General features: G+C 66.0%; 5 protein-coding genes. All 5 read right to left on the bottom strand.

Features of this window, described 5'->3' with window-relative positions; genetic code table 11:
* Positions 1-55 precede the first annotated feature (55 nt).
* Positions 56-874, bottom strand: coding sequence for an alpha/beta fold hydrolase (locus LOY69_RS20660; RefSeq protein WP_265073535.1), 819 nt, complete (start codon positions 872-874; stop codon positions 56-58).
* Between the two features lie 108 nt (positions 875-982).
* A complete protein-coding gene (locus tag LOY69_RS20665; protein WP_265073536.1) occupies positions 983-1,339 on the bottom strand; it encodes a DUF6124 family protein in 357 nt (118 codons plus the stop codon).
* Between the two features lie 571 nt (positions 1,340-1,910).
* Positions 1,911-2,960 (bottom strand): hypothetical protein, encoded by a 1,050-nt coding sequence (locus tag LOY69_RS20670; protein ID WP_265073537.1) that lies wholly within the window; start codon positions 2,958-2,960, stop codon positions 1,911-1,913.
* 119 nt (positions 2,961-3,079) lie between these two features.
* Complete coding sequence (locus tag LOY69_RS20675; RefSeq protein WP_265073538.1) at positions 3,080-4,117, bottom strand: ParB/Srx family N-terminal domain-containing protein; 1,038 nt, start codon at positions 4,115-4,117, stop codon at positions 3,080-3,082.
* A gap of 141 nt (positions 4,118-4,258) precedes the next feature.
* Positions 4,259-17,275, bottom strand: a complete 13,017-nt coding sequence (locus tag LOY69_RS20680) for a non-ribosomal peptide synthetase (RefSeq protein WP_265073539.1) — start codon at positions 17,273-17,275, stop codon at positions 4,259-4,261.
* Positions 17,276-17,511 lie beyond the last annotated feature (236 nt).

Here is a 17,511-nt window from a genome sequence, read left to right on the forward strand (position 1 = left end):
GCGAGGGTGCTTGCTCCCTCGCCACCAAAGCTCCCCCGCCACCGCCCTTGGCGGGTCAATGCGAATGGCGCGTCGCCAGGAAATCCAACAAGGCCCGGGTCACGAACTCCGGGTTCTCGCGGCTGGAGATATGCCCCGCCTCGGGCACCAGCTGATAAGGGCAGCCGATGCGCTCGGCCATCTCGACGGTTTCCGCCGGTGGCCGCGGCTGGTCCTGATCGCCGCACAGCAGCAAGGTGCTCTGTCGATCCAGGCGCGCCAGCTGATCCAGCACATCCGCCCGGCTGAAGGTAATGCGCCCCATGGGAATCACGCTCGCGCGCAGGCGCTCGGCCGGCAGCGCCGCGAGGCTGGCGCGAAAATCCTGGAACAGCGCCGACTGCCGATCAATACCCGGACGGAAGAAGATCGGCACCACGATATCCAGCAGCGGCTCAGCGATCAGGCCGCTGTCCTCGATCTGCTGGAACAGGGAAAAGTAGTACTGCCGGGTCGGCTCAGGCTCGGCGCCCAGGTAAGTGTCCATCAGCACCAGACCGTCGATGCGCTGCGGCGCCGCCAGGGCCATACGGGCGCCCCACATGCCGCCCACCGACAAGCCCACCAGGGTCACCTGCTCAATTTGCAAATGGTCGAGCAAGGCCAGCATCTGCCGCGCCACATCGTCCAGCGACGCGGTGCCTTGCGGCAACGGCCCGGACTGGCCATGGCCCCACAGGTCCACGGCAATCACCCGGTACCGCGCCGACAACGCCTCGATCTGCGGCGCCCACATGCCGGTGTCCCACAAATAACTGCCGGCCAGGAACACCACCGGCCCCTGGCCCTGGTCAAGGTAGTGCAACGGTTGTCCATCGATGGTCGCGAAAGGCATTGGCTAGCTCCTGCAGGAAATGACGAAAAAGGTCCGACAGACTGTGCCGTGAAAAAAGCTCAGTCAATCGGACCGGGGCGACAAAAACGTATCAGGAAATGCCCGGATTCAAGGCCCGCGCTGGCCGTCGAGCAAGGCCTCGACCACCGCCCGCGCCATCTCCACCGAATGCACCATGGACCAGATCAGCCCGCGCTCCAGGCCGCTGCCCTGCTGGGTGATTTCATCGCAGACCTCTTCGGCGCATTTGAGCAGCAGCGCCACATGCACCAAGGCCTCTTCGGCGCTGACGCCTTCGCGCACGCTGAACAGCGAGTCGGGGGAAACGGGGTTGGCTTGGGTCGTGAGCTGGAACAGCGCGGGGTCCAGCGGTTGCCGGGCCAGGGCCACGCGCAGGGTGGCGTTGGCGGCTTTAAGGGCGGGATCGCGGTAGGAAGTGGGGGGATCGGGGACGAGCTTTTTCATGGTCAAACTCCTGGTAATGACAAGGAGCTGACACCGTTCGCTTGCACACGAATAAGGTGGCAGCCGTACGCGGGTGTGCAAGACCGAGTTACCAGAACCCCGGCAGATCCGAAGATCTCCCGCGCACGGCCGCCATAACACGGCGAACATGAAATCGCTCAGGCATGACTGAGCGCTTATGCGTCTGGTAACAGTCGGACTTGCACATCCGAGCCATCGATTGGGCGATGGCTCCGGAACCCTAGCCCGCCCACCAGGCGCATTCAAGCGGCCCGCAGTTTCTCGGATTTGCCTTACAAAAGAAAGCGACTAAACGCCATTCCAGCGACCTTCCAGCCTGTTTCCGAAATCACCTTGCCCCGATCGGCATTGGCCTGTGGACCTATGGCCCTGCGGACCTGTAGCCGCTGCTGAGCCTTGGCGAAGCTGCGAAAAGGTCCGCAGGACCTTGCTTGACGATCTCCCGTCAAAGACCGCTGGCGGCCTTGAAATCGCCGCGTCTGCTGCGCAGCCGTTCGCAGCCTGCGGCAGCGGCTACAAAAAACCGATTGGCATCAGCCGCAAGCATGACTCAGCGGTATTCTTCCGGCGCCTCGCGCTCGAGGATTTCTTCAAGATCGCTCAGGTCACCGCGTTCCTTGAGGATGCCGCTGACCTGGTCGATCCACGTCTGCTCCGAGGCAATCCCCGCCCAGGACTGGCTGCCGAAGCCGTGATACGGCCGGTCGTCGAAGGTGCTGATCAGCAACTGGTTGAAGCGCCCGGTGTCGAGTTTGTTGCGCTGGATTTGCACTTGCAGCGCCCCCAGCACCTTCTGCTGCTCTTGCGGGTTGGGGCGATAGCGGTAGAGCCGCGGCGAGCTGAGCACCAGAAACTCCGGCGGCAGGTTTTCATCGATGGCCGCCTGCAGGCGGTAATGGCCATCGAGAATCAGATAGCAGCTCAGACCGGTGACGTACCACAGCAGGATCGGCGGCAAGCTGCCTTCGCGGGCTTTTTTGCGCCACCACTTCAAGCGCCCGGAATGCGGGTCCACGGCATGCAGGCCGACTACTGCGCCACCGTACTCCCCCAACCCGACCCAGCGCGCCGTACCGGCCTGTTGGTTGTCGAGGATGTTGCGGCCATAGATCGCCCACTGCGGCATATGGCTCAGGGCATCTTCACCGCCCTTGAAGTACCAGGCTTCGGTGCCGCTGAGCAGCGGCCGCATCGGTTTCTGCGATGCCGGGCGCAGGGCCCGCACCAGCCAGTAGCCGGGGTAAAAGAAGTCCGGCTGGTGCTGCATCAGTTGCTCGACGAAGAAGCGGCTCCAAGCCTTGAGGCGCAGCGCCGGGTCGAGGCGCGCCTGTTGTTCCACCTGAGGCGAGTCGATGGGGCCCACCAGGGTTTGCGGCAGTTGCTCCGGCAGGTGATTGCGCACCAGCCATACGCCATACAGGCAGCGGGACATGGTGCCCCAGAGCAGGGTCTGGTCGCCCAGCACCAACTGCATACGGCAGTTGTTGCCACTGAGCAGGCACAGGTTGGGTTTGCCGTTGGCCGGGCGTTTGACGTCCACGCCGAGGCCGTTCCAGTGGCCGGCCAAATCCTCGATGTCACGCCAGAAAATCTGTTCCACGATTGTCCCTAATCCTTGATCAATGACCGGCCCAGCGGCAGGCGGGCGCGACTATAGCAGAGGGCTGGAGGGCGCATTCGCCTGTAGGAGCTGGCTTGCCAGCGAAGGCGGCCGGCGCTTTACCCATGGCGCGCAATGACCGCGTCCACTTCGTCTGCCAACCCTTGCCCGCCCAGGCACTGACGCACCTCGTCACACCACTGCGACTCCGGTTCATTGCCGGCCCAGGCCGGGGTAGCGCTGCGGTACTGCGGCCGGTCATCGAACGCCTGGATCAGCACCCGGTTGAGGTTGTCGGTGCTCAGGGCCGGGTTGCGCGGCACCGCGTCGCCGCGCTTGCGCAGTGAATCCATGACCCGTTGCTGATGCTCCAGGCTCGGTGCGAAGCCGCGCTCGCGGGTGGCGCTGAGGACGATAAATGATGGCGCGAGGTTTTCCGCGATGGCCGCCTGCAAACGGTAATGGCCGTCGATCACCACGTAGGACGCCAACCCGCCGACGTACCACAACAGGATCGGCGGCAGGCTGCCTTCGCGGGCCTTCTTGCGCCACCACTTCAAGCGCCCAGCCTCGGGGTCGACACGGTGCAGGCCGATGAGCTTGCCGCCGCCGTGCCACCAGTCGATCCACTCCAGGGTCTGGGGTTGCAGGTTGTCGAGAAAATCCTCGCCGTACAGCCGCCAGTTGGGCACGTGGGTCAGGGCATCTTCGCGGGAGCTGAAGCGCCAGTTGTCCAGGCCGCTCGCGGTGCTGGAGGGCTCCGGCAGCAGGCCCTGGGCCAGCCAGAAACCGGGGGTGAGAAAGTGCCGGGCGCTTTCACTGAGATGGCTGACGAAATAGCGGCTCCAGGCCTTGATCCGCCGCTCGGGCGCCAGCGCCGCGTGCTGCTCCACCGTGGGTGAGTCGATGGGTGCCAGCAACCGGCATTCGGCGCCGTCCGCCAGCGGGTTGCGCACCAGCCAGACGCCGCCGTGGTCGCGGGCCAGGGTGGCCCAGAACAACGGCGTGTCGTGGTGCATCAACTTGATCCGGGCATTGGCGCCGGTGCGCAGGTACAGCGGCGGTTTGTCCGTGGCACCCGGCTGCACGTCGACACCCAGGCCACTCCAGTTGCCCAACGTATCTTCGATGTCGTGCCAGTAAAGCGGCTCTGCCATGGTTCCGGTCCTTGAATGAAAACGCCCGGCGCAGGTGCTTGGACCTGAGCCGGGCGCGATCATAACAGAGGGTCCAAGGGCCTATGTACCGTCAACCCGACTCCTGTAGGAGCTGGCTTGCCAGCGAAGCCGACACCTGGGTTACAAGCCCTCCAACTCGGCCATCAGATCACTCAGCCGGTCGACCTTCTCCTCGCTGATCTCGCTCCCGACCAAGCCGTCGATGTACGCGGCCAACTCCTGCACTGTGCTGCATTCGAACATGGCCCGCAGCGGTACGTTGCGTTGCAGGGTCTTCTGTACCCGCGAGGCAATCTGCGTGGCCAGCAAGGAATGCCCGCCCAATTCGAAGAAGTTGTCGCGCACGCCCACCCGTTCGACCTTGAGCACCTCGGCCCAGATATCGGCCAGGGTTTGCTCCAGCTCACTGCTCGGGGCTTGATAGTCCTGGCTCTGCAACTGGCCGATCTCCAGGGCCGGCAGGGCCTTGCGATCGAGCTTGCCGTTGGCGTTGAGCGGCAGGCGCTGCAGCCACAGCCAGTGCAGCGGCACCATGTATTCCGGCAGCTCGGCGCGCAGACGCGGTTTGATCCGCTCCAGGCATTCGCTCGGGCTCAGGCTTGAGTCACTGGCCACCAGATAGCCCACCAGATGCTTGCCGTTGACCCCTTCCTGCACCCCCACGGCGGCATCGCGCAGTTCCGGCTGTTCGTGCAGGCGCGCTTCGATTTCCCCCAGTTCAATGCGATAGCCACGGATCTTCACCTGATGGTCGATCCGGCCGACGTATTCCAGTACGCCGTCGCTGCGCCGGCGTGCCAGATCGCCGGTGCGGTACAGGCGTTCGCCCGCCGCACCGAACGGATGGGGCACGAAGGCCTGCGCGGTACGCAACGGGTCGCTGACGTAGCCACGGCCGACACCGGTGCCCGCTACGCACAGCTCGCCGACGGCGCCCAGGGGTACCAGCTCCAGGGCTTCGTCCATCAGGTACAGCCGGTTGTTGTCGGTGGGCGTACCGATGGGCAGGTAGGCGCCCCGGGTCGAAGCCAGGTCCACCCGGAAGAAGGCCACGTCATCGGAACATTCCGCCGGACCGTAGGCGTTGACCAAACCGATCTGTGGATAACGCAGCAGCCATTGGTGCGCCAACTCCGGTGGCATGGCCTCGCCGGTGGGCAGCATCCAGCGCAGGCCATCCAGGGCAATGGCGTCCTGGGCGAGCATGCCCTGGATCAGCGACGGCACGCTCTCCAGCACGGTGATGCCCTGCTCCTGGACGTGAGCCAACAGGCCCTGGGGATCGTGGGCGATGGCGTTGGGCACGATGTCGACCCGGGCGCCGAACAGCGGTGCGGCAAGGAACTGCCAGACCGAAATGTCGAAGCTCTGGGACGCGGTCTGGGCGATCACGTCGGCTTCGCTTAAGTGCAGGTACGGCACCTTGCTCAGCTGGTTGTTGAGCATGCCGCGCTGCTCCACCATCACGCCCTTGGGCAGGCCGGTGGAACCGGAGGTGTAGATCACGTAGGCCAGGTTGTCCGGCGCGCTGTAGCGGCCCGGATTGTGCTCGGCATGCCCGGCGCCTTGCAGCTCTTCCCAGACCAGCAACCGTGGCCGCCCGGCACAGGCGAACTCGTCCAGCAGGGCCTGGGCCTGTTCGCGGCAGGCCGCGCTGCAGACCAGGATCGGCGTGCGGCTGAGCTCGATAATGCGCCCCAGGCGCTGGCTTGGCAGGCCCGGGTCCAGGGGCAGGTAGCCGGCCCCGGCCTTGAAGCTGCCGATGATCATGCCCAAGAGTTCCAGGCCGCGCTCGGCCAGCAAGGCCACCGGTTGGTCAAAGCCCACGCCGTTGGCAATCAAGGCATGGCCCAGGCGGTTGCTGCAGCGGTTCAACTCGGCGTAGCTGTAGCGCTGGTCCAGGCAACTGGCGGCAATGCGTTGCGGATGGGCCGCCACCTGGGCCTCGAACAGCTCCACGTAGCTGCGCTGCAGCGGGTACTCATGCTGGCTCTGGTTGCAGCCGGCCAGCAGGAAGTCCTGCTCCTCTTCACCCAGCAGCGGCAGTTCGGTCATGTCGCCGTGGAAACCCTGCATCAGGGCCAGCAGCAGGCGCTTGAACTCGCCGAGCAGGCGCTCGATGGTCGCCTGTTCGAAGTAGCGCTGGTCGTAGGACAGGTGCAGGCCCAGGTCATCCCCCGGGTAGCACACGGCGGTGATCGGGAAGTTGGTGTGGGTACGGCCGGAATCCGAACTGGCGTTCAAACTCTGGGCACGGTCCAGCACCGAGACTTCCACCGGGGCGTTTTCGAACACGAACAGGCTGTCGAACAGCGGTTGGCCCTTGGGCAGCTCGCTGCACTCCTGAATCGCTACCAGCGGCAGGTATTCGTATTCGCGCAGTTGCATGTTGCGGTCGAGCAAGCCGCTGAGCCACTGGCGCACGCTGCAGCGCTCCCCCTCCTCGGGCAGCTTGACCCGCAGGGCGATGCTGTTGATGAACAGGCCGACGGTGCGTTGCATCTCCGGCATGTCCACCGGACGCCCGGCCACGGTGACGCCGAACAATACGTCGCGATCGCCGCTCATGCGCCGCAGCACCAGGGCCCAGGCCGCCTGGGCGAAGGTGTTGACGGTCAGCTGATGCTGCTGCGCCAGCTCGCGCAGTTGCGCGCCGTCCCGGGCATCCAGGCGGGTGTAGCAGTCGCCGACGATCATGCCGCCGCTGTCACCGGCGTGTTCTCGCAGGAACGGCCGGTCGCTGGGGATCGGCGTGGTGCGTTCAAAGCCTTCAAGGTTCTGCCGCCACCACTGCCGCGCCTCGGACAGGCTCTGGTGTTGCAACCAGCCGATGTAGTCGCGGTAACGCGGCGGTACCGCCAACTGCGCCTCGCGGCCTTCGCCCAGAGCGGTGTAGATCTCGAAGAAGTCGTTCATCAGCAGCGAGCGGCACCAGGCATCGATGAGGATGTGGTGGTTGCTCATCATGAACCAGTAACGGGCCGCACCGACGCGGATCAGCCGCAGGTGGAACGGCGCCTGATTGAGCAGATCGAAACCGGCCTCGCGCTCCTGTTTATGCAGGGCTTGCAGCTTGGGTTCCTGCTCGGCCTCGGGCACCGCGCTCCAGTCGAGGAACTCGATCGGGGTGCGGCCCGGCTTGTGGATAACCTGCAGCATGTCTTCGCCGACGTTCCAGCAAAAAGACGCGCGCAAGGCTTCGTGGCGCGCCACCACCGCCTGCCAGGCCTGGGCGAAACGCTCGGGGTCCAGCTCGCTGTTGATGCGGTAGCGATCCTGCATGTAATACAAGCCGGTGCCCGGCTCCAGCAGGGTGTGCAGCAGCATGCCTTCCTGCATCGGGGTCAGCGGGTAGACGTCTTCGATCTGCACAGCCGCCACCGGCAGGCCATCGAGTTGGGCCTGGGTCAGGCGCGCCAGGGGGAAGTCCGACGGCGTCAGGCCACCGGCATCGTCGCGCAGGCAATGGGCAATCAGACTCTGCAGCTCGCCCAGGTAGGCGTCCGCCAGTTCGCCGATCAGCTCGGCGTCGAAACGTTCGCCGCTGTAAGTCCAGCGCAGCACCAGCTCGCCGCCATAGACCTGACTGTCGATGCTCAGCTCGTTGGGCAACGGTGCTTCAGGTGCATGGGTCGGACCGACGGATTCATCCAGCGGACGCAGCAATGCGTCGGCGCCGAAGCTCTGGTCGAACTGGCCCAGGTAGTTGAAGGTCACCGGCGCCAGCGGCAGCGCCGCCAAAGCCTCGCGGCAGGCGTCATCGGCCAGGTAGCGCAGCACGCCATAACCCAGGCCCTTGTGCGGCACCGCTCGCAGTTGTTCCTTGATGGCCTTGATCGAGGCGCCCTGCCCGGCCGCTTCTTCCACTTGCAACGGGGTCAGGCGCAGCGGATAGGCGCTGGTGAACCAGCCGACGCTGCGGGTCAGGTCGATTTCGTCGAACAGCGCCTCGCGGCCGTGGCCTTCCAGTTGCACCAGGGCCGAAGGCTGCCCGCTCCAGCGGCACAGCACCCGGGCCAGGGCGGTCAGCAGCAGGTCGTTGACCTGGGTGCGGTAGGCCGCCGGGGCCTGTTGCAGCAGCTGGCGGGTGCGTTCGGCATCCAGGGTCACGCTGTGGCTGCGGGCCTGCTGATGCTGCTGGCGGCCAGTGGCGTTGAGCCCCGGCAGTTTCGCCGCTGGGCCGGCCAGTTGCTGCTGCCACCAGCCGAGTTCTTCACGCAGGGATTCGCTGCCGGCATAGGCCTGCAGGCGGCTCGACCAGTCCCGCAGGGCGCTGGTCTTGGCCGGCAGGTTCAGAGCCTGCCCGGCTTCCAGCTGACGATAGGCGTTCTGCAGATCCTCCAGCAGCACACGCCAGGACACACCGTCCACCACCAGGTGGTGGATGGCCAACAACAAGCGTTGCTCGCCTTCCGGCCCGTCCACCAACACCGCCCGCAGCAGCGGCCCGTGTTCTAAGTCGAGGCTGCGTTGAGCGTCGGCGAACAGCGCCTCGCAGGTGGCCATGGACGGCACCCGCACTTGCCACAACACAGGCGCGTCGGACAGCGGCAGGTACTCGGCGCGCCACTGCCCGTCCGCTTGAGAGAAACGCAGGCGCAGGGCGTCGTGCTGCTCCAGCACCGCCAGCAGCGCTTGCTCCAGCCGTTGAGCATCGAGCACGCCCAGCGGCTCCAGCAGCAGCGCCTGGTTCCAGTGCTGCGGCTGGGGAATGCGGCTGTCGAAGAACCAGTGCTGGATCGGCGTCAGCGGCGCTTCGCCACTGAGCTGACCCTGCTCGGCGCTGACGCGCTGAGTGTGGCTGGCGACCCGGGCCAGGGTCTGCACGGTCTGGTGCTGGAACAGGTCCCGCGGGGTGAAGTGAATCCCCAACTGGCGGGCACGGCTGACCACCTGGATCGACAGGATCGAGTCGCCCCCCAGTTCGAAGAAGTTGTCGTTAAGGCCCACGCGCTGCACGTTCAGCACTTCGCCCCAGACCTTGGCCAGGGTCTGCTCCAGATCATTGCTCGGCGCCACGTACTGCTGGCGATTGAGCTCTGGGTCCGGCATCGGCAAGGCCCGGCGGTCGAGCTTGCCGTTGGCGGTCAAGGGCATGCTCTCCAGCAGGATCAGGTGGGTCGGCACCATGTAGTCCGGCAGCTGGGTTTTCAGCTGCTGCTTGAGGGCTTCACGCAGGTTGGCCTGCTGCACCTCGTTGTGCTCGGCAACTTCGCTGACCAAATAGCCGGCCAGCTGTTTGCCGGCCGGGGTGTCGAGAGCTAGCACCACCGCTTCACGCACGGCCGGATGATCCAGCAGACGGGTTTCGATTTCCCCCAGCTCGATGCGGAAACCGCGAATCTTCACCTGATGGTCGACCCGGCCGATGTACTCCAACTGGCCATCGGCGCACTGGCGCACCAGATCGCCGGTGCGGTACAGGCGCCCGCCATCGCCGGAGAACGGATCGGCCACGAAACGCTCGGCGCTCATCCCTGGACGACGGTGATAACCCTGGGCCAGCCCGGCGCCGCCGACATACAGCTCACCGGTGGCACCGGATGGCACCAGCGCCAGATCGGCATCGAGAATGTAAGCCACCCGCGCCCCGACAATACGGCCGATGGGCACGCTGGCCACGCCTTCGGCCAAGTGCTCCGGCGCCAGGCTGGCCAAGGGCATGACCACGGTTTCGGTGGGGCCGTAGGCGTTGAAGAACAGGCTCGGCTGGAACGCCGCGCGAATGCGTTGCAGGTGTTCGCCGGTCAGAGCCTCGCCGCCAGTGATGCACATGCGCACCGGTAGAGTCTGCTGCTGGGTGGCCAGATGCTGGGCCAACTGGCTGCCGTAGCTCGGGGTGAAACCGAGGATGCTGATGCGATGCTGACGGATCAGTTGGCAGATTTCCTCGGCGTCCCACTGGCCCTGGGCCCGCAGTACCACCTGGGCGCCGCTGAGCAGCGGCACCAGCAGGCGCTCGGTGGCAGCGTCGAAGTTGATGGAATAGAAGTGCAGCTCGCAATCATCCGCGCGCATGCCGAAACGACGGATCACCGCCTGGCAGTGCATGGCGATTTCCCCGTGGGACACCACCACGCCCTTGGGCTGGCCGGTGGAGCCGGAGGTGTAGATCAGGTACGCCTGATGCTGGGGCAGGCTGATCAAGGGCAGCTCGCTGGCCGGGTAGTTGGCCAGCAACGCGCCGTCCTCCTCCAGGCACCAACGACCGACACTCGCCGGCAACTCACCCAGGGCGGCGAACATCCGCGCATCGCTGAGCAGCAGGCCGAGGCCGCTGTCTTCGATCATGTAATGCAGGCGGTCCAGGGGGTATTCCGGGTCCAGGGGCACGTAGGCGCCACCGGCCTTGAGGATCGCCAGCAGGCCGACAACCATTTCCAGGGAACGCTCCAGGGCCAGGCCGACCCGCACTTGCGGGCCTACGCCACGCTCGCGCAGCATCCAGGCCAGGCGGTTGGCGCGGCTGTCCAGTTCGCTGTAGCTCAGGGTCTGTCCGGCGAAGGTCAGGGCCGGGGCGTCGCGACGGGCCAGGGCCTGTTCGCTGAACAGGTGGTGGATGCACTGGTCCAGACGGTGCTCGCCGGGCTCGACGCTCAGGCTGTCCAGCAGTTGCTGCTGTTCCTCGGCGTGCAGCAGCGGCAGTTCGCACAAGCGTCGTTGCGGATCGTCAATCAGGGCCTGCAGCAGGTTGCGCCAATGGGCGGCCATGCGCGCAATGCGTGGTTCATCGAACAGGTCGGTGCTGTAGGTCAGGCAGCAACCCAGACGCTGATCCAGATCGGTGACTTCCAGGTTGAGGTCGAACTTGGTGGCCCGGGCATCGTTGACCAGGTAGTCCACGGTCATGCCCGCCAGTTGACGGCTTTGCTGGAACTCCCAGCGCTGGACGTTGCACATCACCTGGAACAGCGGGTTGTAGGCGGTGCTGCGCGGCGGTTGCAAGGCTTCCACCAGCTGGTCGAAGGGCAGGTCCTGGTGGGACTGGCCCTCGATCACGGTGTGGCGCACCTGCTCCAGCAACTGGCCGACGCTCATCTGCCCGTCGAGCTGGCAACGCAGCACCTGGGTATTGAGGAAGGCGCCGATCAGCCCTTCGCTTTCCGGGCGGATGCGGTTGGCCACCGGCGCGCCGATGCGCAGGTCGGTCTGGCCGCTGTAGCGATAGAGCAGCACCGACAACGCGGCGGTCATGGTCATGAACAGGGTCAGGCCGTGCTCGGCATTGAAGGCCCGCACCCGGGCCGCCAGCTCGTCACTCAAATCGAAGCGGTAGAGCTCGCCCTGGTGGCTTTGCACCGCCGGGCGTGGCCGGTCGCTGGGCAGTTCCAGCAATGGGTGTTCGCGGCCCAGTTGCCCGGTCCAGTAGTCCAGCTGGCGCTGGCGCTCGCCGGATTCCAGCCACTGGCGCTGCCACACGCTGTAGTCCAGGTACTGCACCGGCAAGGGTTCCAGGGGCGATTCGCGGTCGTCGAGGAAGGCTTCGTACAGCGCGCCCAGCTCGCGGGCGAAGATGTCCATGGCCCAGCCTTCGGTGACGATGTGGTGCAGGGTCAGGACGAAGTAGTGCTCCTGCTCGCCGGCCTTGACCAGGCAGGCGCGCAGCAGCGGGCCGGTCTCCAGGTCGAAGGGCTGGTGGGCTTCGCTGTCCGCCAGTTGTTGCAGGCGTTGTTGCCGGGCATCCGGAGCCAGGGCCGAGAAGTCCTTCCAGGCCATGCGCAGGCCGGTGTCGGCATGCACCTGCTGGTGGGCCACGCCATTGACGCTGGGGAAGGTGGTGCGCAGGGTTTCGTGGCGCAGGATCAACGCCTGCAACGCGGCCTCGAAGCGGCCCACGTCCAGCACCCCGGACAGCCGCGCCATGCCGCCGACGTTGTAGGCCGGGCTGTCGGGCTCCATCTGCCAGAGGAACCACATGCGCTGCTGGGAGTAGGACAGCGGCACCGGCTGGCTGCGGTCGACCCGGGCAATCGGCGGCTGCTGGTTGCGCGCGCCGGACTGCTGGATCAGCAGCACCTGCTCGGCAAAGTCTCCCAGCTCGCTGGCTTCGAACAGCGCCCGCAGCGGCAGCTCGACATCGCAGGCCTGACGGGTGCGGGAAATGATCTGGGTGGCCAGCAGGGAATGCCCGCCCAGGGCGAAGAAGTCGTCCTTGAGGCCGATCCGTGGCTGACCCAGCACTTCGCGCCAGATCTGGGCGATCTGCCGTTCCAGATCGGTGCTCGGTTCAACGTGTTCGCGTACCTGCCATTGCGGTTCCGGCAGGGCCCGGCGATCCAGCTTGCCGCTGGGGCTCAGGGGCATGGCCTCCAGGCGCAGCAGTTGCGCCGGCACCATGTACTCCGGCAGTTCGGCGGCCAGGGCGGTGGTCAGCCGAGCGCGTTGCTCGGTTTCATCTTCGTCGCTGGCCTGGGCGGTGTAGTAGCCGATCAACTGCGGGCCGGCGACGGTGTCGCGCACCAGCACCGCGGCCTGGGCCACGCCGTCCTGGGCCAGCAGCCGCGCTTCGATTTCCTGCGGCTCGACCCGAAAGCCCCGCAGCTTGACCTGCTGGTCGAGGCGGCCGAGGTACTCCAGCACGCCGTCAGCGCACCAGCGCACCCGATCGCCGGTGCGGTACAGGCGCGCGCCCTCCTCACTCAGCGGGTCGACCACAAAGCGCTCGGCGGTCAGCGCCGGGCGTCCCAGGTAACCCCGGGCCAGGCCCTGGCCACTGATGCACAGCTCGCCGGGCACCCCGGCGGGCAGCAGGTTGAGCTCGGCATCCAGCACCCGGCACAGCACATTGCCCAGCGGCCGGCCAATGGGCGAGCGCTCGCCGTCATCCACCGAGCACTGCCAGTGGGTAACGTTGATCGCGGTTTCGGTGGGGCCGTAGCGGTTGTGCAGTTGCGCGTTCGGCAACTGCTCCAACAGCCGGTTGCGCAGTTCGGCGGGCAAGGCTTCGCCACCGGAGAACACCCGGCGCAGGCTGTGGCAGTCGGCGCTCAGCGGTTCATCGACGAACAGCTGCAACAGCGGCGGCACGAAGTGCAGCGTGGTCACGCCGTACTCCTGAACCAGCTGGGCGATGCGATGCGGGTCGCGGTGCTCGCCAGGGGCGGCGAGCAGCAGGCGGCAACCGCTGATCAGCGGCCAGAAGCACTCCCACACCGACACGTCGAAGCTGATGGGAGCCTTCTGCATCAGCACATCGTCGGCCTGCAATTGATAGCTGTCCTGCATCCATTGCAGGCGCTCCATCAAGGCGCGATGGGTGTTGCCCACGCCCTTGGGCTGGCCGGTGGAGCCGGAGGTGTAGATCACATAGGCCAGGTGCTCGCCGTCCAAGTGCAGGCCCGGAGCCTGGCTCGGCCAGCTGTCGAGCTTGAGACTGTCCATGGCGATGGCGCTGACGCCTGGGGCCTCGGGCATCTGGCCGAGCAGTTGGGTTTGGGTCAGCAGCAGTTGCACGCCGCTGTCTTCGAGCATGTAGGCCAGGCGCTCGGCGGGGTAGTCCGGGTCCAGGGGCACGTAGGCGCCACCAGCCTTGATGATCGCCAACAGGCCGATCAGCAGTTGCGGCGAACGCTCGGCGGCGATGGCCACGCACACGTCCGGGCCGACGCCCTTGTCCCGCAGGTAATGGGCCAGGCGGTTGGCCTGGGCATGGAGTTCGGCAAAGCTCAGTTGGCCGCCGTTCCAGATCAGCGCGGTGCGCTCCGGGGTCTGCTGCAGTTGTTCATGCAGGCGTTCCGGCAGCCAGCGTTCGGCGCTCGCGCAAGGCGCCACGCTCCATTGTTGCAGTTGCGCCGCTTCGACCTTGCCGAGCAACGGCAAGTCGCCCAGGGCGCTGTCCGGCTGCTGGCAGGCATGCTCCAGCAGGCTGATGAAGTGCCCGGCCAGACGCTCGATGGTCGTCGCGTCGAACAGCTCGTCGGCGTAGTCGAAGGCCAGGCTCAGGCGGCCGTTGCGGTCTTCCTCGGTGTGCAGTTGCAGGTCGAACTTGGCTTCGCGGCTGTGCCACGGCAGCTCTTCGGCCAGCAGCCCCGGCAAGCGGCGCAAGGCGCTGAGGTCGCGCTGCTGGTGGTTGAACATGACCTGGAACAGGCCTTGCTCGCGGGCGTCGGGGAAGGCTTCGAGCAACTGTTCGAAGGGCAGGTCCTGATGCGCCTGGGCTTCAAGGGCGATGCGGCGGGTCTGTTGCAGCAGCTCGGCGAAGGTCTGGCGCGCATCCAGCTGGCCGCGCAGTACCTGGGTGTTGATGAAGAAGCCCAGCAGGCCCTGGGTTTCCAGGCGTGGACGGTTGGCGTTGGGCACGCCGATGCGGATGTCGGTCTGCCCGCTGTAGCGGTGCAGCAGGGTCTGGAAGGTGGCCAGCAACAGCATGAACGGCGTCACTTGCTGGGCCTGGGCAGTCTGGCGGATCGCCTCGCTGAGGGTCACGCTCAAGCGCTGGCTGTGGCGCGCGGCGCTGTGGCGGACCTGGGCCGAACGCGGGTGGTCGGTGGCCAGGCTGAGTACCGGGGCCTCATCGGCCAGTTGCTGCTTCCAGTAGTCCAGCTGACGCTGGCCTTCGCCCTGGGCCAGCCATTGGCGCTGCCAGCTGCCGTAGTCGGCGTACTGCAAGCTCAGGGGCGCCAGCTCCAGGCTCTGGCCCCGGGCCGCGGCGGCGTAGAGCCGGGAGAACTCGTCGATCAGCACATTCAGCGACCAGCCGTCGGCGATGATGTGGTGCAGGGTCAGCAGCAACTGGTGCTCTTCATCGTCCAGGCGCACCAGGGTCGCCCAGTACAGCGGGCCTTGCTCCAGGTCGAACTGGGTGCGGGCTTCGTCTTCGCGAATCTGCTGCGCCCGGGCTTCGCGTTCGGCCACAGGCAGGTCGCTGATGTCGATCACCTGCAGGTTGAATTCACCGGCGGCGTCCACCTGTTGCAGGGCCTGGCCGTCGCGCTCGAAGAACCGCGTGCGCAGCGCTTCGTGACGCTGGAGCAGGTGCTGGAAGCTGCTGCGCAGGGCGTCTTCGTCCAGTTCGCCACGCAGGCGCAGGCCGCCAGGAATGTTGTAGGCGCTGCTGTGCGGGTCCAGTTGCCAGGTGATCCACAGGCGGTTCTGCGCCAGGGATTGGGGCAGCGGCTGCTGGCGCGACAGGGCCTGAATGCTGCCCTGGGCCACGCCGCCGTCCTGTTGCAGGCGCGCCACGGCGGCACTGAATTCACCCAGGGTCGGCGCTTCGAACAACAGGCGCAGGCTCAACTCCAGGCCCAGTTCCTGCCCCAGGCGGGCCATGACCTGGGTGGCCGCGATGGAGTTGCCCCCCAAGAGGAAGAAGTGATCGTCGGCGGCCACTGCCGCGCATTGCAGTTGCTCCTGCCAGATTCGCCCGATCAGTTTTTGCAGTTCATCGTCAGAACCTTCACCGACGCGGGCGGGTTCGCTGCCGGCCTGCGGGAACAGCGCGTAGTAATCCAGGCTGCCATCGACCAACCGTGTGCGGCAGGCGGAGCGCTGCAACTTGCCGCTGGAGGTTTTCGGCAGGGCCCCGGGGTTGAGCAAGACCACCACGCTGGGCGCTTCCTGACAGGCTTCGGCCACGGCCTGGCGGATGGCCTTGATCAGCGCTTCGGGGGGCAGGATCTTCTGCACGCTGCGGCTGATTTCCGCAGCGATGCCGATGCCTTCCTGGCCCTGGTCGCTGACCGCAAACGCCGCCACCCGGCCCTTGCGCACCACTTCCACTTCGCGCTCGATGGTTTTTTCGATGTCCTGGGGGTACAGGTTGTGCCCGCGTACGATCAGCAGGTCTTTCAGGCGCCCGGTGATGAACAGCTCGCCGTCACGCATGAAACCCAGGTCGCCGGTGCGCAGCCAGGTACGGCCGGCATGCTGGACGAAGGTCTTGGCGCTGGCTTCGGGATTGCGCCAGTAGCCGTGGGCAATGCTCGGCCCGGCGGCCCAGACTTCGCCGATGCGGTTGTCAGGCAGTTCGCTGAGCTGCTGTGGGTCCATCACCAGCACGGCGTGCTCCGGCTGGCTGAAGCCGCAACTCATCATCGCACTGCCCTGCCCAGGCTCGGCACGGTTCTGCGCCAGGGCCTGGTCGTCCAGACGCAACGCCGGGATGCCGCGGCCGCGCACGCCGCCAGCGACGAACAGGGTGGCTTCGGCCAGGCCGTAGGAAGCCAGGAAGTTGTCGCGACAAAAACCGCTGGCGCTGAACTTTTCGGCAAAGCCTTCCAGGGTGTCGAGGCGGATCGGCTCGGAACCGGAATAGGCCACGCGCCAGCGGCTGAGGTCGAGGCGCTCCAGGGCCGATTCACTGACTCGCTCGCTGCACAGGCGGTAGGCGAAATCCGGGCCGCCGCTGATGGTGCCGCCGTATTCGCTGATCGCTTCCAGCCAGCGTACGGGGCGGGCCAGGAAGTAGGCCGGCGACATCAGCACACAGGGCACGCCGCTGAAGATCGGTTGCAGCAGGCCACCGATCAGGCCCATGTCGTGGTACAGCGGCAGCCAGCTGACAATCACGTCGTCCGGATTGAGATCAATGCCGAAACCGCGGCGGATCAACAGCTCGTTGGCCACCAGGTTGCCGTGGCTGACCTGCACGCCCTTGGGCAGCGCGGTGGAACCGGAGGTGTATTGCAGGAAGGCGATGTCGTGGTCCTCAAGCTCAACCGCCTGCCAGTCTTCGGCCAACCTGGCGTCCAGGGTGTCCACACAGAGCAGTTGCGGCGCGCCGGCGGCCTTGAGTTCGTCCATCTGCAACAGCGCATCGCGCAGCCCGGCGCTGGTCAGCAACAGCCGTGGCTCGGCGTCGGCGAGGATCGAGATCAGGCGCTCCTGGTGATGACGACGGGTCGATTCCGGCGGGTAGGCCGGCACCGCGATCACCCCGGCATACAGGCAACCGAAAAATGCCGCGACGTAGTCCGGACCACTGGGGAACAGCAGGACCGCCCGATCTCCCTGCCGGGCATTGGCTTGCAGGGCGGCCGCAATGGTCCGCGCGCGAAGGTCCAGATCCCGATAACTGAGGACCACGCTCTGCGCCTGCTCTTCGGCGAGGAAACGCAACGCCACTTGATCAGGTGCCAGGACTGCCCGGCGTTGAAGGGCTTGGGCCAGGGTACTGGGGAGTTCGAACGCGTCCGTCATGGGGTTTCCTGCCAGGATTATGCTTGCAATGGAGATCGGGCCCTGCTCTGCCATAACCTAAAAAACTATCTATAAATCAAATAGTTATAAGTAAATCATGGGCATCCGGAAGGCGCCGTGGCCGGGCTTGCTGCCCGGAATCTTTCTCCAATGAGAACGGATGACGTCTTGAAATAATTAGTCCGCATGCTGCCCTTCAAGGCCCTGATCCACCCCATGAACGAGCAGCCGTTCTC

The sequence above is a fragment of the Pseudomonas sp. B21-059 genome (genome assembly GCF_026016285.1).
Classification (GTDB): Bacteria; Pseudomonadota; Gammaproteobacteria; order Pseudomonadales; family Pseudomonadaceae; genus Aquipseudomonas; species Aquipseudomonas danubii.

Coding starts and splice junctions, on each gene's coding strand:
- LOY69_RS20660 (WP_265073535.1), bottom strand. CDS start 874: ATGCCTTTCGCGACCATCGATGGACAACCGTTGCACTACCTTGACCAG.
- LOY69_RS20665 (WP_265073536.1), bottom strand. CDS start 1,339: ATGAAAAAGCTCGTCCCCGATCCCCCCACTTCCTACCGCGATCCCGCC.
- LOY69_RS20675 (WP_265073538.1), bottom strand. CDS start 4,117: ATGGCAGAGCCGCTTTACTGGCACGACATCGAAGATACGTTGGGCAAC.
- LOY69_RS20680 (WP_265073539.1), bottom strand. CDS start 17,275: ATGACGGACGCGTTCGAACTCCCCAGTACCCTGGCCCAAGCCCTTCAA.